Origin of the sequence: Caballeronia cordobensis (assembly GCF_001544575.2) — a bacterium.
Lineage (GTDB): Bacteria > Pseudomonadota > Gammaproteobacteria > Burkholderiales > Burkholderiaceae > Caballeronia > Caballeronia cordobensis.
Window position 1 is genome coordinate 546989 of sequence record NZ_FCNY02000001.1, and the last position, 17858, is coordinate 564846.

Annotated in this window: 14 protein-coding genes and 1 pseudogene; 2 read left to right on the forward strand and 13 right to left on the reverse strand. The window is 57.1% G+C overall.

Translation table 11 applies throughout. The features are described from left to right. Window positions 1-158 precede the first annotated feature (158 nt). The 3 genes from AWB70_RS02555 to AWB70_RS02565 are packed head-to-tail and all read right to left on the reverse strand — an operon-like array spanning window position 159 to window position 1847. A complete protein-coding gene (locus AWB70_RS02555) occupies window positions 159-1070 on the reverse strand; it encodes a hypothetical protein (protein ID WP_053567252.1) in 912 nt (303 codons plus the stop codon). 10 nt (window positions 1071-1080) lie between these two features. Beyond that, complete coding sequence (locus tag AWB70_RS02560) at window positions 1081-1416, reverse strand: hypothetical protein (RefSeq protein ID WP_053567251.1); 336 nt, start codon at window positions 1414-1416, stop codon at window positions 1081-1083. Then, complete coding sequence (locus tag AWB70_RS02565; RefSeq protein ID WP_053567250.1) at window positions 1413-1847, reverse strand: hypothetical protein; 435 nt, start codon at window positions 1845-1847, stop codon at window positions 1413-1415. The genes AWB70_RS02560 and AWB70_RS02565 overlap by 4 nt, the downstream gene beginning before the upstream one ends. Window positions 1848-1983: 136 nt before the next feature. Between AWB70_RS02565 and AWB70_RS02570 the strand changes: the two genes are divergently transcribed. Next, complete coding sequence (locus AWB70_RS02570) at window positions 1984-2664, forward strand: recombinase family protein (protein ID WP_053567575.1); 681 nt, start codon at window positions 1984-1986, stop codon at window positions 2662-2664. Here AWB70_RS02570 and AWB70_RS02575 read toward each other — a convergent pair. After that, entirely contained in the window at window positions 2661-3974 is a 1314-nt protein-coding gene (locus AWB70_RS02575) for a site-specific integrase (RefSeq protein ID WP_143281596.1), read from the reverse strand. The two genes, AWB70_RS02570 and AWB70_RS02575, sit on opposite strands and share 4 nt — an antisense overlap. Window positions 3975-3989: 15 nt before the next feature. Further along, window positions 3990-4196 (reverse strand): annotated as a pseudogene (locus tag AWB70_RS39675) (DUF6538 domain-containing protein); the annotation flags it as partial. A gap of 216 nt (window positions 4197-4412) precedes the next feature. On the opposite strand from AWB70_RS39675, the gene AWB70_RS02580 reads away from it, so the two are divergent. After that, complete coding sequence (locus AWB70_RS02580; protein WP_053567248.1) at window positions 4413-5543, forward strand: site-specific integrase; 1131 nt, start codon at window positions 4413-4415, stop codon at window positions 5541-5543. A 70-nt stretch (window positions 5544-5613) separates the two neighbouring features. Here the strand turns inward: AWB70_RS02580 and AWB70_RS02585 are convergent, their stop codons facing one another. The 8 genes from AWB70_RS02585 to AWB70_RS02625 form a co-directional block, all read right to left on the reverse strand. Further along, on the reverse strand, window positions 5614-8610 hold the full coding sequence (locus AWB70_RS02585; RefSeq protein WP_053567247.1) for a type III restriction-modification system endonuclease: 2997 nt from the start codon (window positions 8608-8610) through the stop codon (window positions 5614-5616). A 10-nt stretch (window positions 8611-8620) separates the two neighbouring features. Then, window positions 8621-10555, reverse strand: coding sequence for a site-specific DNA-methyltransferase (locus tag AWB70_RS02590; RefSeq protein WP_200826396.1), 1935 nt, complete (start codon window positions 10553-10555; stop codon window positions 8621-8623). Window positions 10556-10578: 23 nt separating this feature from the next. Beyond that, window positions 10579-11379: a DUF4391 domain-containing protein gene (locus AWB70_RS02595; protein WP_053567246.1), complete on the reverse strand. Its 801-nt coding sequence runs from the start codon at window positions 11377-11379 to the stop codon at window positions 10579-10581. After that, on the reverse strand, window positions 11376-14573 hold the full coding sequence (locus tag AWB70_RS02600; protein ID WP_053567245.1) for a helicase-related protein: 3198 nt from the start codon (window positions 14571-14573) through the stop codon (window positions 11376-11378). Before AWB70_RS02600 ends, AWB70_RS02595 begins: the two co-directional genes overlap by 4 nt. 85 nt (window positions 14574-14658) lie before the next feature. After that, window positions 14659-15231 (reverse strand): recombinase family protein, encoded by a 573-nt coding sequence (locus tag AWB70_RS02605; protein ID WP_053567244.1) that lies wholly within the window; start codon window positions 15229-15231, stop codon window positions 14659-14661. 641 nt (window positions 15232-15872) lie between these two features. Further along, window positions 15873-16523, reverse strand: a complete 651-nt coding sequence (locus tag AWB70_RS38170) for a hypothetical protein (RefSeq protein ID WP_152979130.1) — start codon at window positions 16521-16523, stop codon at window positions 15873-15875. Next, window positions 16498-16983, reverse strand: a complete 486-nt coding sequence (locus AWB70_RS02620; RefSeq protein WP_053567241.1) for a helix-turn-helix domain-containing protein — start codon at window positions 16981-16983, stop codon at window positions 16498-16500. Before AWB70_RS02620 ends, AWB70_RS38170 begins: the two co-directional genes overlap by 26 nt. A gap of 12 nt (window positions 16984-16995) precedes the next feature. Beyond that, a complete protein-coding gene (locus tag AWB70_RS02625) occupies window positions 16996-17517 on the reverse strand; it encodes a hypothetical protein (protein ID WP_053567240.1) in 522 nt (173 codons plus the stop codon). Window positions 17518-17858 lie beyond the last annotated feature (341 nt).

Genomic DNA, 17858 nt, shown 5'->3' on the forward strand with positions numbered 1-17858 from the left:
TAGTATCGCCGATCCTGATGTGCGCGTGGTAGCGCGAGGACCGACTCGCACGGCAAGCCAACGTTTGTGAATTCGTCGTTTCCGCTGGGATGGCCAGGTGCGCCAACGGGCGACTAACAGCAGTAGATGTAGTCTTAGTGTCACATGGCAGCTGACTTTCAATTCAAAGACTTAGGCCGATCGAAAAGTCGCAAAATCCGCCGCCGCTCATATTCGAAGATCGGCGCGCGCATCTGCTCGGTGAGCCGATCAAGCGCTTTCCACGCCCTGCTGTTCAATGCGCTGTCGGCGCGCGTCATGCTTGAATACATGCGCGTGCTCCTGTCCGATTGACGGCGACGCGAGACCCGCTCGCCAATCTGCGGTGACGCCTCGGCAAGGATGGCTTGGACGGGATTAAGGCGACCCTTGAGTCTGCGAAACTTAAAATATGGGGAAAGTGCCGTGAAGTCGAATTCACGCGCCGCCCGAATCGTGGCGAATGGCATCGCGCCGCCCTTCAGCGTCAACTCCATGCGTGCACGGTGTTCGCTCGTCGGTAGCGGTTGCTTGTCATCGACGGTCTTGAAATAGACTCGCTGGCTTAGGTCATCGGTCTGGTTGCCAATATTTAATACCCGATCGGCGGCGATGAGGACTCGATTGCGCCGATGCCGGGTAATACTCGTCACGTCACCCTTGAACCGTCCGCCAAACCGCCGGTTTGAACTAACAACGCTGGCGCTGAATTTATAGAAATTCGCGGCAAGGTCGATCAATTCGTCCCTCGTGGCAGTCCGAGCCCGAGCGTCGAAGCTCACTTCTAATCCGACCAGCATCGGGCCTCGGGCGAATGGGAACGCTCTCTCGATGCACTCTATCCGCACTTTTGCCTCTTCCCAGCTCTGCACATCTTGCAGGGTCACAATGAAGCGGGTTGCCGCGCCGCCGTCTCCTCTATCTAATGGTTCCACATAGTTCTTCAATTGGAACCGGCGATAGATGGCGTCGCCCTTCGTTGGACTGGTCGTTTCGATGAGAAAACTCAACCAGTCCACCATGGCGCGGAACTTGAACTTGCTATGCTCCATCCCCCCACCCTTAATGCGGCGCTGCCATCACCGTGCGCACTCGCCACGGGCAATGGAGCGTTGGATCGATCTCGATTTCAAAGGCGTCGATCTCGGCAGGCTTGCTTGGTGGCGTCGTCAACTCGCGTGCTCGGCAAATGAATTCGAGCACGTCCCGCAGCAAGTAAATTGGGCGGGGGTAGCCTTGGCGCTGCATTCGGCCGTATGGCTCTAGCCGCAATCCAAGATAGTTGGCGCTCTCATTGCGTCGCATCTCCTCCAGCGCGCCATCCCATGCTCGCACAGGTCCAATGAACTTTCGCACCACGTGCGCGGCCTCGCTTGAGCTTACGGCTTTATCTTTCATCGCCCGACCTCGCCATAGGACAGCGAATAGCTGATCTTTTCGACGACGGCCCTAGCTTGCTCGCGAGTGAGCCTCAGCGAAACGCCGTCCGTGATCTCCACCTCGATCTTCCCATCGCTCATTCCGTGGTGGTGCTTATTCATTGCCGCCATGCTCGAGGTCAGCCGAATGAGGCCATGCGTCGCGAAGAAACGAAGCGCGCCAGCCCGGTTCACTGAGGGGAGCTTGTCCGGGTCAATTTTCTCCTTCACCTGCCCCCAAACATGCCGCACCCATTCATCCCAATCACAGCATGAGTGCGCTGCCAGCATGTCGATAGCCTTCCACGTGGCCGAATCCAGCCGAATGAAGGTCCTTTTACCATCGAGTTCAAGTGCACGCGCCTTAGGATCGCTCTCGAGTTCGGTGTCGGCTTGCTTATCGTTCGTCACTTCTAATCCCTTTAAGTCAGTCAGTAAGTATCGGGACGATAGCAATTATTGCCTATAGCGTCAATTATTGCCTTTATTGGCAAATACGATATCATTGAGTACACATAGGATGATCGTCCTTCAACGAGGTCAGAGCATGGCAAATGGGAAATTCGTCGCCTACTACCGGGTATCGACGGCACGACAGGGAGTGAGCGGCCTAGGTCTCGATGCGCAGCGGGAAGCAGTCACGCGCTACCTGAATGGCGGTGCGTGGGAGTCGGTGGGGGAGTTCACAGAGACGGAGACCGGCAAGGGCGCGGATGCGCTGGCGAGGCGGCCTCAACTGCGCGCCGCCATCGAGCTTTGCCGAAAGACAGGCGCACGGCTCTTGATTGCCAAACTTGACCGCCTTGCGCGGAACGTGGCCTTCATCGCGGGAATGATGGAAAGCAAGGTAGGGTTCGTCGCGTGTGACATGCCGGAGGCAAACGAACTGACCATACATATCATGGCGGCTTTTGCGGAGCACGAGGCTAAACGCATCAGCGAGCGAACACGCGATGCGCTCGCGGCCGCTAAAGCCCGTGGCGTGGTGCTCGGTGCGACCGGCCCCGCCAACCTTAAACGAAACATACAGGACCGTCAGCGCGCGGCCGATGAGTTTGCGGCGAACCTTGCCCGCACGATCACGAGTTACCGCACCGCCGGTTTAACACAGCGTCAGATCGTTGAAGAGCTTAACAGGACCGGCGTCACGGCTGCGCGCGGCGGTAGGTGGACCCTTGGACAGTTGCAGCGCGTGTTGGCGCGGCTACCATCGTCTATTCCGGTCTAATTCGAAGACTTCGCAACCGTCACTTGCTCGACCGCAGGAAGCAGCGTCGCAATTTCCTCAGGAACCGCCAGCAGCCGCACGACCTCGCGACGGGCGCGCGCGTCGCGCTTGTTCCAATAGGTATTTCCGGTGATGAGCTTTTCCCCATGACCGACGATCGGCGCAAGCTGACTCAGGTTCCCGCCCGCGTCCATGATGCGGGTGATGAACGTGTGACGGAAAGAATGGAATGGCGCCTCAACACCCGTGACGCCGCAGCGCGCGCGGTAACGGCCAAACAATTTCGACGCAACATGGCTGGCACTTACGTTAAGGTCAAGCTCCGGAAAAAGGCGGACCTTACCCTCACGCTTGGCTGCTTCGACGTGCCGCATGAGTCCCATCTCGATCAATTTATCATGCAGGGGGACAAGTCTTTTCGAGTTGCGATTCTTTAGCGTTTGCTCTTCTCCAGCATCCATTATCTCGATGCAGCAAACGTCGTCGACATAGACGAAATTTGCTAGCTCAAGCTGGCACAGTTCGCCGAGCCTCGCGCCAGTGAATAGGGCCATCGGTATTAGCCAGAACGAATACCAGTTTGGAAACCGGCGCTGCTGAAACTCTTCGGAACTGAGGAGCCGCAGTAACTGTTGATCCGAAAACGGCAGCCGCTCAGTGCTTTTGGGACTCCCGAGAGCTAAACCATCGGCGGGACTCCGTTCGAGCCTACAGTCGCCGCGCTGAACGCACCACCTGAAGAACGCAATCACCGCGTCTAACCGATCCGCTACAGTCTTCTCAGAGATCGGTGGCAACGACAGCGCGGCGATTTCGTGTAACGTCTTGCCCTCCAGCGCCCTTAGTTTCTGCAGGTTCGGCGGCAAACGACGCAGCAACTCAAGAAATTCGACAACCTTCGGCTGTCCGATATGGCTTAGGGGCTGGTCACCAACCGCACGCAGGAACAGTTCGAGCGCTGCCCGCATTTTTTCCTCCGTCTTGCCTCGCCATTCTTTCTTAGCCAGTTTGAACCGAGCAAACTCTTCGATCGCGGCCGACAGCATGACGCGAGGCTGCTCGCGCTGTTTCGATTCGGCGGACACGGTAGCCGATGCGATAGCTTGCACAACGGCGCGGGCATGTGCAGCTTGCGCTACCTCCAACACACGGCGATGCTCGGCCTCTGTGCGGAACTGGTCGGACTTCATTTGAGAAATCCGCTGCTCCAGTTCTTCCCGCGCCTCCATGTCTCTCGCTCGCCGCTTTCGACTCTCGATGACTGCCCGTAGCGCTGCTTGGACGTTCTCGTTCACCTCTTCCCCGCTCATCCCCTTCAACTCCTCGAAAAGCCGCTGCAGCGCGATCCTGAGGGTCTGAGCGCTATCGGCGGCATGCCGAACGCTGGCTGTGCCAAGACTGCGGTAAATCTCCGCCTGTCCGATTAATGGGCGCAAGTCTAAACGGTCAGCCGGAAATACAGCGTGCCGTAGCGGTTGCGGTGAAGATGTGCAGGAAGTTTGAAGGCCATTCGCCGGATCGCGTTGGGACACCCATTCGGGACACCAAGCCAAATCCGATGACGACGCGGGCAAGATTGCCTTGCTCTTCAGTTAGATAAGAATTCGTGGTGGAGAGGAGGAGGATCGAACTCCCGACCTTCGCATTGCGAATGTAAAAACAGCGCTATACTATTCATGGCTTATGGCGTTAAAGACCAATATTTGCCACAATCTTGCCACACTTAGAATGAGCAAGCGCCTAGAAAAATGCCGACCATACGGAAGCGTGGACAATATCAATGGGAGGCGCAGGTACGCCGTCGCGGCTACCCAGCGCAAAGCAAGACCTTCCATACAAAGGCGGAGGCGGAAGCTTGGGCCGGAATGATCGAATCGGAAATGTCGCGCGGAATATGGGTTAGCCGCAGCGAGGCCGAGACGACAACGCTGTATGAGGCACTGAGACGCTACGAGGACGAGATCTCGCTGACCAAGAAGGGGGCCGCGCAGGAATTGTCCGTTCTAAAGACCTACAAGGCGCTTGACCTCGCAAAGCGGCCACTAGCAACGATTCGCAGCGCGGACATAGCAAAGCTCAGGGACGAGTGGCTCAAGGAATATAAACCCGCGACAGTCCTACGCCGCTTGGCGGTTCTGTCCCATGTGTTCAACATCGCCCGCAAAGAATGGGGCATGGACAGCCTGTCGAATCCGGTCGAGCTGATCCGCAAGCCGCAGCCGAACAACGCTCGCACACGGCGCATTGCTGTGAACAACGCATTTGTCAGCACAGTAGACGGAGAAGAGTCTGACTCGCAACGTGGGACGAAAGACGACGAGCTCGAACGGGTCGCCAAGGCTAGCGGTTCGGCGCTGCTTCCATCCATCATCTGGTTGGCCGTCGAAACCGCGATGCGCCGGGGTGAGATCGTGTCCCTATTGTGGGCGAACGTGGACCTAAAACGACGCGTCGTGCACCTGCCGTCGACGAAAAACGGAGACGCCCGCGACGTACCACTATCTTCGCGCGCCGTTGCGGTTCTACAAGCGCTGAAAGACGCGCGGGATCGCGCCAAGGATGATACAAGCGAAATCGACGGAGTCGACGCCAACCGAGTGTTCGAGATTCGCAGCGACGCCGTCACGAGAGCTTTCGAGCGCGCAGTAGCGCGCGCTCGAAAGCTTTACATCGATGAGACCACGGCTACCCAGCGGAGACCCGACGGCAAATTCCTGACGGACCTTCGCTTTCACGACCTCCGACACGAGGCAACCTCTCGCTTGGCATCGATTTTTCCCATGCACGAGCTGACGAAGATAACGGGCCACAAAGACCCTCGGATGTTGATGCGTTACTACCATCCAAGGGCCGAGGATCTAGCAAGGAGACGGTCGTAACTCCGCGACAGCTTTCAGAGCGTCATGCCCGCGCCAATGCTGGGACGGGGAGTCGTTGAAAGCGACGAGATTACTCCATCGCCCTGAGCACATCGCCGAACGAAGCGGCCACGACATAACGCGCAGGGTTCTCGCCCTGATCCAGCGCAGCGAAGTGAGCCTTGCCGCACTCGATCTTAGCTTCCTCCTTGCTGCGCAGATCATCGGCGAACAGACTGCTCTTCGTCTCTACAACGAAATACAGCCGCTGCGCGCCGTCTTGGTCGAACAGAATGGCCCAGTCGGGATTGTAAGATCCCAGCGGGGTAGGCACCTTGAACCAGCCCGGCAGCTTAGCGTAGAGCACCACGCCGTCGTTCGTCTCCAGCGACTCGGCAAACTTGCGCTCAGTGTCCGAATCGTAGATGACGTGCTCGTAGATCGAGCGCTTCGCATCCAGCAGCATGTTGCGCAGATAGCCCGTCAGCTCGTCCTTGGCGAACAGCTCCTGGGCATAATAGTGCTCCTCGCCAATCTTCTGGTACTTGATGCCGTCCACCAGTGCCAACCGCTTGCAGCGGTTGATAACCTCAGCCGTCTGCTCGATGAACTGTTGCGGATTCCGCTTGAAGTCAAGCAGCCGCCCGCTGTCGGTCAGGATGGTGATGATGCTGCGGCGGGTGAGTTGGGTTCGATCCTGAAGGTCAGTCAGTAGGTCCGGCAACTCGATGTCGGACTCGTCCAGCACCACGGTGGCGGCGCCGTCCTTCTCGGTAGCCCGCACGCCGGCCTTGCCAATGGCGATGTCGGCCTTGCGCCACTGCAGCCGGGCCCTGGCGACCGGCGGTGCCTTCTTCAGCCCGGCGATACAGTCATCGAGGAGCTTGGCGTTGTCGAACTGCACACGGTAAGTCGTCTGATGCTTGATGCGGTCCCACAGCGCTTTGAAGGCCTCAGACAGATAGACAGCCTTTCCGTCCTTGCCCTTGCGCAACGGCACCGCTTCTCGTCTGGCCGCGTCTTCCACGATGAGTCGGCCACATACCTTGCGTAGCACTTCCGATATTTGCGCACGCTGGGCTTCGAATGCCTCTGGCAGTGCCAGTGTGTCGTTCTTCAACGCCAGCTTCAGTGAGTCCTGCACCTTGCCCTTTGCATCAATGTGTCCAGTCGCCTTCAGGTGATCCCACAGGAACTTGGACTTATCGACGCCCAACGGCGACAGCGTGCCATCGGCCGCCTTGACGGCGATAATGGCGAATTGATGTTGCTCCAGCACGCCGAAGCGAATGCCAGTGTCGGCCTCAATCTCCTTCTGCAAATTCTCGGCAAACTGCTCGTAAGACTCCGTGGCGATAACCGTCAGGCGGTTCACCTCGAAGCCGTGCACACGGTCACCGTTTTGATCCACGCACAGCCGCAGACCCCGGCCAATGGTCTGCCGGCGCTCGCGCTCGGTGCCCATCTCTCGGAGAGTGCAAATCTGGAACACGTTGGGATTGTCCCAACCCTCCTTCAGTGCCGAGTGCGAAAATATGAACTTCAGCGGCGTGTCGAGGGCAAGCAGCTTCTCCTTGTCCTTCATGATGAGGTTATAGGCCCGCTCAGCGTTCTCGCGATTGCCGGCGTTGTTCTCGGTCGTGTCAGACCAGCCGCCCCTTTTGTCGACGGAAAAGTAACCGTTGTGCACGTCTTCTGCGGCATGGGCCAGGTTCACTTCGGCGAACAGGCTTTGGTAAGCCGGCAGTTTGGCAGCGCGCCGGTACTCTTCCTCAAAGATGCGGGCGTAGTCGCCTTTCACCGCATTGCCATCGGCGTCGTACTGACGGTAACGCTCCACAGAGTCGATAAAGAACAGCGACAGTACTTTGATACCTTTCGGCCGGAGCACCGTCTCCTTGTCTAGGTGTTCGCGGATGGTGCGGCGAATCATCTCGCGCTGCACCGCCAATGCACCAACATCGCCGAACGTTTGACCGACGGCCAGCTTGACTTCGCCGCCCGGATACCGCAGCTCCAAGAACTCTTCGCCCTTCGCCGTGTTGATTTCGCCGACGCGAAAATTAGCGTAAATCTCGCGGCCCTCGGCGGACTGCTGTAGGTCATCGCCGTGGTAGACAAGCACCTCGCGCGGCCTCACCCCCGAAGCGGTCTTCACATGAAGCTCGACCTTGGCACTGATAGTCCCACGCTTGTTGCTGACTGACACCAGCCGCACGAAAGCCTTGTTGTGGGCGTCCTCGATGGTTGCCGCAGCAACCTCAATTTGCTTGACCAGCTTGCGTTCATAGGCGTCCAGCGCATCGAGCCGGAACACCATGTGGTGCTTGTTCGCGTGAGTGGCCGAGTAGCGCAGCGTGCACAGCGGGTTCATGGCGTCCAGCGCGGTCTTGCCGGCTCCCGTCAGCCCCCCGTCCACGCTCTGCGGCTCATCGACGATGACGATAGGCCGCGTCGCCTTGATCAGGTCAATGGGTTTCTCACCGCCCGTCTTCTCGCTGTCCTTGTAAAGGTTATTAACGTCCTTCTTGTTGATTGCGCCAACCGTCACGACCATCACTTGGATGTTGGAGCTGGTGGCAAAGTTGCGCACAGGTCCCGGCTTGCTGGAGTCGTACAAAAAGAAGTCCACTGGCACGCCGGCATAGATTCCCTTGAAGTGGTCTTCGGTGATCTGAAGCGACTTGTAGACGCCTTCTTTAATCGCAACCGAGGGGACGACGATAACGAACTTGGTGAAGCCGTAGCGCTTATTCAATTCGAATATCGTGCGCAGGTACACGTAGGTCTTGCCCGTACCGGTCTCCATCTCCACAGTGAAGTCGCCAGACGTCAGCACGCTGGATGGCGCCAAGCCACCACGAAGTTGCACGTCGCGCAGGTTCTGAAGCAGTTGATCGTCGAGAAGCGTCAGCCGGTTGCCGACGCCAAGATCGGTCTCCGCAACACCCAGCGTCAATTGCTGATCCGGGAGCTTCATAGTCACCGTGAATTCGGTGCGACAAACCTCCTGCCCCCTGAACAGGTCGCAGACGGCCTCGATGGCCTGAAGCTGATAGTCGAGGTTGGGTTCGAAGTGTAGTTTCATCGATCGCCCCTCACAGACTCCGCACGTTCTGGATGCCGTTCTGCTCCAGGATCGCGGCGATGTTGGTCTTCGCCACGTCGTCGGCGAATGCGCTGTCGCGGAACACACAAGTCGTCTCTCCAACCGGAGCAAGCTCTTTGTGCAGCATTACGATGCCTTGTGCCAATGCCTCCACCTCGTCAACCCCGATTGACGCCACTAGGCAAGCCAGCAACACACCACCGCCCACGGAACAGACATTCTTGCCGTGGACAAGGTGAGAAGAAATTGGAACACAAAGATCAAGCCCGCGCTTTAGAAGAAGCTCGTAGAGGACATCCGCCTCGCCACGACCGTCTATCAAATGCTCTTCATGGTCGAAAAGTGTCTGGTCCAAGTCCGCAGGATTGGGATTCCACGCTCGTATGTTCGATGAATCTAGTTTGAACACCCGGAATCCGTTGTCCCCCGTGAATATTGGGTTATCAACCGCGATTCGACTCCCCGCACGCCTTAGGCGCTCCTTCGTGAGTTCGGTTATTTTTCTTGGGCGTTGCAATTTGTCGCAATAGGCGGCCGCAACTGACTGCTCCTTTGCATCGGGGTCAAGCGGTTCCGGCAATTGGACCAGGATAAACCGACGGTTGCCGCCATCCTGAGCGTTCTGTGCCATCACAGCTTCACCAAGAGAGCCAGAACCGGCGAAGAAGTCCACAACGATGCTTTCTTTTTCACTGCCGAACTCGAGCAACTTCATCAACAACTTGGTAGGCTTCGGGAAAGAGAAGACAACCTCGTCATCGAACATCGCACGTATCTCTGCTGTTCCGTGCTGCGTGTAAGGTCCATCGAAGATGGAGAATGGTTTTGCGCCACGCTTCTCACCGTCTTCGCCAATCAAGTATTGCTTGTAGGAGACCGTCCAATCGTCAGCTCGCTTAGAAAAATGAAGCCCGCCCTCTGCTTGTACTTTTTCTGTTCGGGCGCGACTCCACCACCACTGCCTTTTGGGAAGAACCTCTGTGCCGTCGGGTGCTCGTACAGGGTAGATTAAATTTTCTCGCCTATCCATACTCTTTGTTGCTTCGAGCGGCTTGAGACGGAACGGGCCTTTCGTTTCGAAATGCTCGTCTCGCCCTTCGTAGTAGCGCACTTCAGCTTCTGGATCCGGTGAAAGCCAGAGTGGATCCACACATGCAATATCGCGCGCATACATTAAGCAATACTCGTGCTGCGTAACGGCATACCGCTCCTTCGCGCCACCGCCGTAGCTCTTCTTCCAAATAAACTGCTCGATAAAGTTTTCTTCCCCAAAAATCTCGTCGAGGCATTTGCGCAACGAGGCCTGCTCGGCATCATCCACAGATACGAAAATAACTCCGTCAGGGGCAAGCAGCTTCTGAGCGAGCTTGAGGCGTGGGTAGATCATGTTTAGCCAGTCAGTATGGAATCGCCCGCTGGTTTCTGCGTTGCTGCTGATTCTTCGGTCGCCGTCAACCTGTCCTGTTAGCTCAAGATAGTTCTTGATGCTGTCCTGGAAGTTGTCCGGGTAGACGAAATCCTTGCCAGTGTTGTAAGGCGGGTCGATGTAGATCATCTTGACCTTTCCTGAGAAGCTCTTTTGCAGCAGCTTGAGCACTTCGAGGTTGTCGCCCTCGATCATCAGGTTCTTGGTGTTGTCCCAATTGACGCTTTCATCCGGGCACGGGCGCAGCGTGCCTGTGCTTGGCGTCAGCGCCAGCTGACGCGCCCGACGTTTGCCGTGCCAATTCAGCCCATACTTCTCGTCAGCATCGGTGACAGTTTGGTCGCCCACAAGCGTCTTGAGTGCATCCACGTTCACGGCTACGCCGTGGAGGCCTTCGGTGATCAGTTCGGGGAACAACGCCTTGATCTGTTCGATGTTGCTAGCCACCAAATCGGCAGACTTGGTCTCCGGGCTCGTAGCTTCTAACTTTTGCATCATCAGGTTCGTCATACTCTTGGTGTTTAAAGTTGTTCTCGCGCTGATGCCAGCTCGGCATTGACGCGCTTGAGCGCAAGGTTCAGGTCCACCTGCCTAGCCATCTGCTTTTCCTTCGCTGCCAGCGAACGCAGGCGGGCGCGTTCCGATTCCAGTCGTTGGCAGTTGCGGAGGGCTTCTCGGCGCGCAGCGGCTTGAGCGGGGGTGTCGCTCATCGTGAAAGTGCCGGTGTACTGCGCGGCATGCCAGTCGGTCACACAGTCGAGCCAGCCTTGATAAAGGACCAGCAGACTGTTCTGGGGTTGGTGGTCCAACGCCAAAGCCTGAGCGAAGGGGTGTTCTGCCTCAAGATCAAGGGTGAGGTTCGCAGTGACTGGCTCGCCGTCCAGCACCACTTTGCCGATCTCGTTTTGCGCCCAGCGCTTGTGCGCCAAAGACAGAAACACGCCCTGCGGCGCGGCCAGCAGTAACAGCACGGGATAAGGCACGGCGCGGTGCACTAGCTCGGCCAGGCGAGTCGCGTTGGCGGGCCTCTTCGCTGCGCCTCTACCGTCGCCTTGCGCGGGATGACGAGCAGTAATGCTCAACACCGCCACCTCCAAATATTCGCGCTCATTGTCGCGATATTCGGCCACGCCTACCGTATTCGGTTTCAACGCTGCGACCCATTGAACTTCCTCAATAGTGTCGTTAATAAGACGCTTGTCGGCACTGGTCGGTGCACCATTCTCAATCAGCATCTTCTTCGGGACACGTTGGTTCACGCGGCAACTTACCGGCAACGCCAACGCCGAAATCAGCAAGCTTGTGAGCGCCTGCCCTGTCATGTAGTTGACTCTGGCAAAATTACGAGGAAGGCGGCCACCTCAAAATCATTGGTACCGGCAAACTCGCCTCTCATCGCATGGGTGCCACCGGGAGAAAACAGGCTAGCCACGGCGCGCTCTTCGTTTTTGCCCACCACGGACGCTACTGCGGCGGCCAGTAGCTTCTGCGTGTGCCGCATGTCCTCGCCCTGCCGGGTGTTCTTGTCGAATTTGCCGCAAGCTCCGTCGTCAGGAAGCTCACGCCCGAGCGCTAGGCGCTTGAGCCTATCCAGAATGCGCTTCGCCTGGGGATAGGGCAATAGCACGGCGCCGTCATCGCCAACGTGGGCCAAGTAGATCGGTGCTAAAGGGTAGTCCGATTGGTGGCCCTTGGCGGCGACAGCACCCTCAGCGCGCAGGCAGAAGATTATGCCCGGAGCGATGTCCGCATCAATGCTGGTGGTCACGGCATAGGTGCCAAGTGGTAGGGTGTCAAGCTGGCCGGGATGCTCCTTGAGGTATTGCGCCAAGTCGATGCGGAAGTCGGTCAAAGTCAGATCTGTAATGGACACGCCGTTGCTCAGGTCTTCCATATCAATGACCGTATCCTGCAGCTTGAGCAACTGCTTACGCCGATACTCCAAGTCGTTCATCGGGTTGCCCGACTGTTGCTCGATGAGGTTTTCTTCACCAGTGGCCGAGACATCCAGCAGCACCATGCGCCCACTGACGCGCTGCTCCAAGCCAATGTATTCCTCGAGCTCCATGTTGGGCCAAAAGTTCACGAGCTGAATGTTCTGATTAGGCGATCCGATGCGATCAATGCGTCCGAACCTTTGGATGATCCGTACGGGATTCCAATGGATGTCGTAGTTCACTAGCCAATCGCAGTCCTGCAGGTTCTGCCCCTCGGAAATGCAGTCGGTGGCGATAAGCAGATCGATTTCGCCCTCGTCTTCCATATCGGCCGGCCTCTCCTTGGCGCGCGGCGCAAACGCCGAAAGCACGCTGCTCATGCTCTTGCGCAGGCCGGACAAAGTGGTCTGAATACCTGCACCGCCAGTGACCAAGCCAACGTCGATGCCAAGCACGCTTTTGGCCCACGGCGCCAGGTCGGCGTACAGATATTGCGCAGTGTCCGCAAACGCGGTGAAGACGATGATTTTGCGATTGCCGGCGTTGATGGGTCGGCTGCATTTCTGCTCAATCATGTCCCGCAGTTTTGCCAGCTTGGCGTCGCGCGCCGTGTCCACCTGTTGGGCAGCGGCCAACAACGTGGCCAGGCGGTTGTGATCCTCTATGAGATCTTGCTTCCATCGGATCAGATCTACGTCGCTTAGCAATACCTTGACCTTTCGCCCAACCAATAGGGACTCAAAAGCGGGGTCGTCGACGTCCACGTCGGCGATGTCGATTTCCTCGATGTCTTCGTCGTGATTTCCGATGTGAGCCAACACTGCTTCCACGTCTTTGAGCTGTCGCTGAAGCGTCAGCGAAAACGAAGACACGGCACTCTCCATGCGCTTGAGAACATTGACCCGCAGCAGGTGGATCAGGCTCTCTTCGCGGTCAGCTTGGCGGAAGAAGCTCTCGCCGCCCCTGATTTCAGTGCTGTATTTGGCGTCATAGGCCGCTTGCTTGTGAGGCAATACATAGCGCAGCGGCGCGTAGCTGGCCAGGTTCAGACGCCGGATTTCGAGGTTAATGTCCTTGATGGCGTGGAACTGGCCCGCCAAGTCCACGTCGGCCTTGATGTTAATTGGAGGCAGACGATCCGGGAACTTGCCGGTCTCTGTCGTACCGTAATACTTTTCGACGTGCCGACGCGATCGCGCAATGGTCAAGTGGTCCAGTAGGGTAAAGTAGTCGAAGCCCAGCATTTCGACCAAGTGGGCCGGCGTGCGCTCGTCCTCGTCCATGTCCAGCCACCGGTTAAACTGGGTTTGCGCCCGGCGAGTGGTCTGCTCGATGCTGTCGATGCCATGCTCCGCCATCGCAGTGTCGTCGCCCTCAGTGACAAAGGCGATCTGATTCTTCAGGTCGGCTAAGCGATTGTTCACAGGCGTTGCCGACAACATGAGTACGCGCGTTTTGACGCCCTCTTTGACGATCTTGCGCATGAGCCGGTCGTACCGGGTCTCGGTGCCTTGGCGTGGGGACTTCTTGTTGCGAAAGTTATGACTCTCGTCGATGACTACGAGGTCGTAGTTGCCCCAGTTTACGTGGGTCAGATCGATGTCACCGGAGCTGCCGCTGTCACGCGACAGGTCGGTGTGGTTCAGCACGTCGTAATTGAACCGGTCAGCCGCTAGAGCGTTCCGTTTGTCGTTGGCCTTGTAGAGCGTCCAGTTATCGCGCAGACGCTTGGGCGCTAGCACTAGCACGCGGTCGTTACGCAGCTCGTGATACTTGATGACAGCCAAGGCCTCGAACGTTTTTCCTAGACCCACGCTATCCGCGATGATGCAGCCGCCGAAGCGGGCCAGCTTGTCGATAGCACCGACGACGCCATCGCGCTGAAACTTAAACAGCTTCTTCCAGACGACGGTGTTGCGGATTCCGGTGGCCGACTTGACGATTCGCTCCTCGTCCATCTCGTCGCCCCGATCCCTGAACAGGTGATTTAGGATCGCGGCATATATCGTAAAAGCCGCGCGGTGCCGGCCCATGTCTTGGAGGACCTCGATTAAGGCTGGCCGGCTGTCGGGCTGCGCCTGCAGCGAGGCCCACTGCTGGTCAAGCCATCGAGCTAGCTGAGCCGCCTCGTCAGGCGACTCGGAAGCCTGAATCAAGTTCAGCGGGTTGCCGGGCGTCAGGCCCAAGCCCTCTGTGCTGAACGCGAACGAACCCAACACCGCTTGGTCGGCAGTGCCGTTTGGCGCGCGCATGACCGCAGCGCCCTGCGGCACCCGACTGTGTGCCCGGCGCAACTCTACCTTGCCGGCTAGCCATTGTGCACACTGATTGGCCAGCCAGCGTGATTGCAGCCGATTGCGCGCTGCGCGGTCACCCTCGTCGCCAAGGAAATTGAGCTGGTCATTGACGGAAGGCAGGATGAGCTGCACGCTACCCAGCTTGGCCAACGCGTCGCGCAGCTCGGAAAACGCAAACAACGAAAACGACGGCGTGACGCAGCCAAGCATATGCCCCGGCTCTAGGTGTGGGCGCATTAAGTCGATGACGCGGTCTGAACCACTGTTATTTATGAGTTTCACGGCTTCAGATCACCTGCTGACGTTCTATTCTGTTCATGAGACATCTTGCCGGTGAGGCCTCGCCGCGCTCGCACTCGTGTAGGCGCTAAACAGCTGCGCCCTGGATGCGGGGTGCCACCTTATAGATGGTTGTGCGCGAGACCTTGTAGCGCTCCGCGATTTGACCGACAGGAATTGTCGGGTCAGACATCAGGCGCTTTATCTCCCTAATTTGTCGCGCATCCAGCTTCGGCTTGCGTCCACCGGCACGACCTCGCGCACGCGCGGCGTTCAAGCCCGCACGTGTGCGCTCCCGGATCAGGTTGCGCTCGAACTCTGCCAACGCCGCGAACACATGGAAGACCAGCTTCCCCGCCGCACTGGAGGTTTCGACCTTTTCGGTGATGCTTTCGAAGCCGACCCCCTTCTCTGCTAATCCAGCAACTATGCGCACAAGGTCGGGCAGACTTCGGCCAAGCCGGTGCAGCCGCCACACCACGAGCGTATCGCCGGCCCGCAGCGCTTTAAGACAATGGTCGAGTTCCTGCTGAACAGCGGCCGTGCCGCTGGCCTTTTCTTCGTAGATGGAAGCAACCCCCGACGAGCATAGTGCGTCGCGCTGCAGGTCTAAGTTTTGGTCATCTGTCGAAACGCGGGCGTAGCCGATCCGTTGATTCATTGACAGTTGCCGGACGTTGAATAATTGATGGGAATTTTAACAGACGAATGGGCTGTAACGAGGCGACCCGACGATAGCTCGGCCGTGTTCAGAAAGCCACCGTTTTCTTGGCTAGCACTCGATACTTGCGCTTTCAGGCGTGCCTGTTATAACCAGCGGGAAGTAGACCAGCTCAAGGGCACGAAGGCGTACGTGTGCTCGGTAAGGCCGGCGCGGCCGACTTGTGCTCACCAGCTTGCTGCGCTTCGCGTATGTTGCGGTCCAGCCGCCGGACCTCCTCCTCTAGCGTGTCAATCTGACCGAGGGATGTACGCGTCACCGGCTGGGACCGCCCGCCGTCGGGCGGATTCGGCCATACGCCGCTGGTTGCAGGCGTCGTCGGTCGAACGTTCAGGCGTCGGCTTCGCCCCCGTAACGGCCCATCCGATTGATAGAGCCGTCGCAGTTCCGTTGTCAGATTTCAGAAACGAACGGTCGCCGCGTGGCCAACCCGCGAGGTGCGGGAGCCGAACCCGACCAGCGGGCGCACGCTCCAATATCGACGAGGCCAGCATCCCTAATCAGCGACAGGTGATAGTGGATCTGCGCAATGTCCCCCTCAAGCTGCACTTCTTGGAAGTCTGGAGCTCACAGCCACGCTATCAGCTCCTACTTTTGTCCCCGCTCAGCTTTTTTCTCGACTTCTTGACTGCAACTTTCTTTTCTGCCGAAGAAGAGTCCGCTACCTGAGCGGGCATCGTCGCGTTAGGTTCCAGCAGAGCCAAGCGTCGCTCTTCATCTTTCTCTGCATCGGACAACGCCGACTTTCGGAAATCAGCGCTCGGAAGCTGCAACATGCCATGTGAACTCCGTGCACTGGTCGTCGAGAGCATCTCCCGAATCGCACCGTACAGCATCGGATAAGCGGAATAACGCACAGCCTTGAATCGATCGACACCATGCATTTCGCTGCCCAAATATGTCAGATAGGCGATCACTTCTACATCAAACTCATATGGGAGAGTCTTCTTCTCTTGATCCTTTTCCAAGGCGGTCATAGAAAAAACGACTTGGAAATGACGCGGATCCGCTGCCTCCTCGTCAGGAAAATTGACCCGCGTCCGACGAACGAAGTTAACTCCAGAGAAATTGAAATTAATTTGTGGATAAGCACAGTTCGCTTCTTCCGAACCGGGATCGTATTTGGGATTTGCCGCGACATGAATTTTGGTGAATTCAAGCCGATCAAGTGAAAGCGAAGCGGGTTTCATATTAAACTCGGCACGTTCAACCAAACGCAACACGGGTTTCATCCTGCGTATCACCCGTTTCTTGGTGTACGCGATGACGCTCAGCCTGCTTCCATCGTGGTACCAGTCTAATCACGTTATCGGGAGATTGGAAGAATTCGATTCCGTCACTACCCCCACTTCCTTCAGCACCGATCGTCATCAACTCTCCGTCGCCCTCGCGCGTTTCCCCTCCATCGCCCGCCGCAACAGTGCCGGAATTTCCAATGGAAATGAAAAGCTCCGTTTCGACGGCATCAGCAAGCATATAAAGCGTGTCAAGAGTCACATTGCCCCGACCCTTCAAAATTCGAGAAATATTGGCTTCGGACACGCAAAGCCGCTCCGCAATATCGACATTCTTCAAATTTTTGTTTCGCATGGCGGTTTTCAGCTGAAGCATGGGATCGAGTTTACGTACAGCGCCCCAGATCGCGGCCTTTTCCTTAATTTCCGCAGCAAATTCCGCATTGCTCTTCGCCATTTTACTCACCTCTCAAATAAACTTAATTTCCGCCAAACCAGTGATCAACTCTTTGATCTCTCGTGTACATGGCGTCTTTACCTCATTTGGCGTATTTTGATCTTTTTTATGATATGCCATTAGCAGGAAAATTATCTTAATGTCACCAGAACTAACTGGATAAAAGTAAATCCTATCCTTATTCTGATACTTTATTTCCCAAAGATTTACGGTCTTGGATTGAAACTTAAAATCATGTGCGACCTTGACATTTACCGGCGTATCTTCCTTCAAGGTTTTCTGATAATGATCGACCTGAACGGCATGAAATAATGCACGCACCATCACCAAGTAATTAGACTTCTTCTCCGCCGAGTCGACAAAATCCTTAACGGTTTTCGAAAAACGACTGGCCGTGTAATCACCCGCACCACAAATAAGGGCGACATCCCACCGCTGCTTCGCCGCCGTCGGCTGGAGACCTGGCAGGTTGATAGCCGGGTCTCCAATCAGGCCAATCAGCTCTTTTAGGGTCAGTTTGCGTGCTCGAATCATAGCCCCGAACTTAACTTATAAATTAACTTTCCGCAACGCCGATGTGCGGGGTAGACATCAAATTTCAACCCCAAGCCGTGCTTCTCTTGGTGCCGAAAATAGCTGATGTCGCTCTTGGCAGGCCTGGCGCCGCTTTGTAACAAGATCTTACATCAAACACCGGATCGCTCCCCAAATGCTGGTCGATGCAGAGTTCACTTGGAGTCAAGAAAGCGCTCAACGTCCCGAAACCTCACGGTTGCCCATTCTGAACGCGAGCCTCGGCTATGCAGCGCCCGCCCGCGCCCCGCCGCGTGCGCCGCGGGCGGTCATCGTGCGTCGCGATAGCACGAGACACGCTG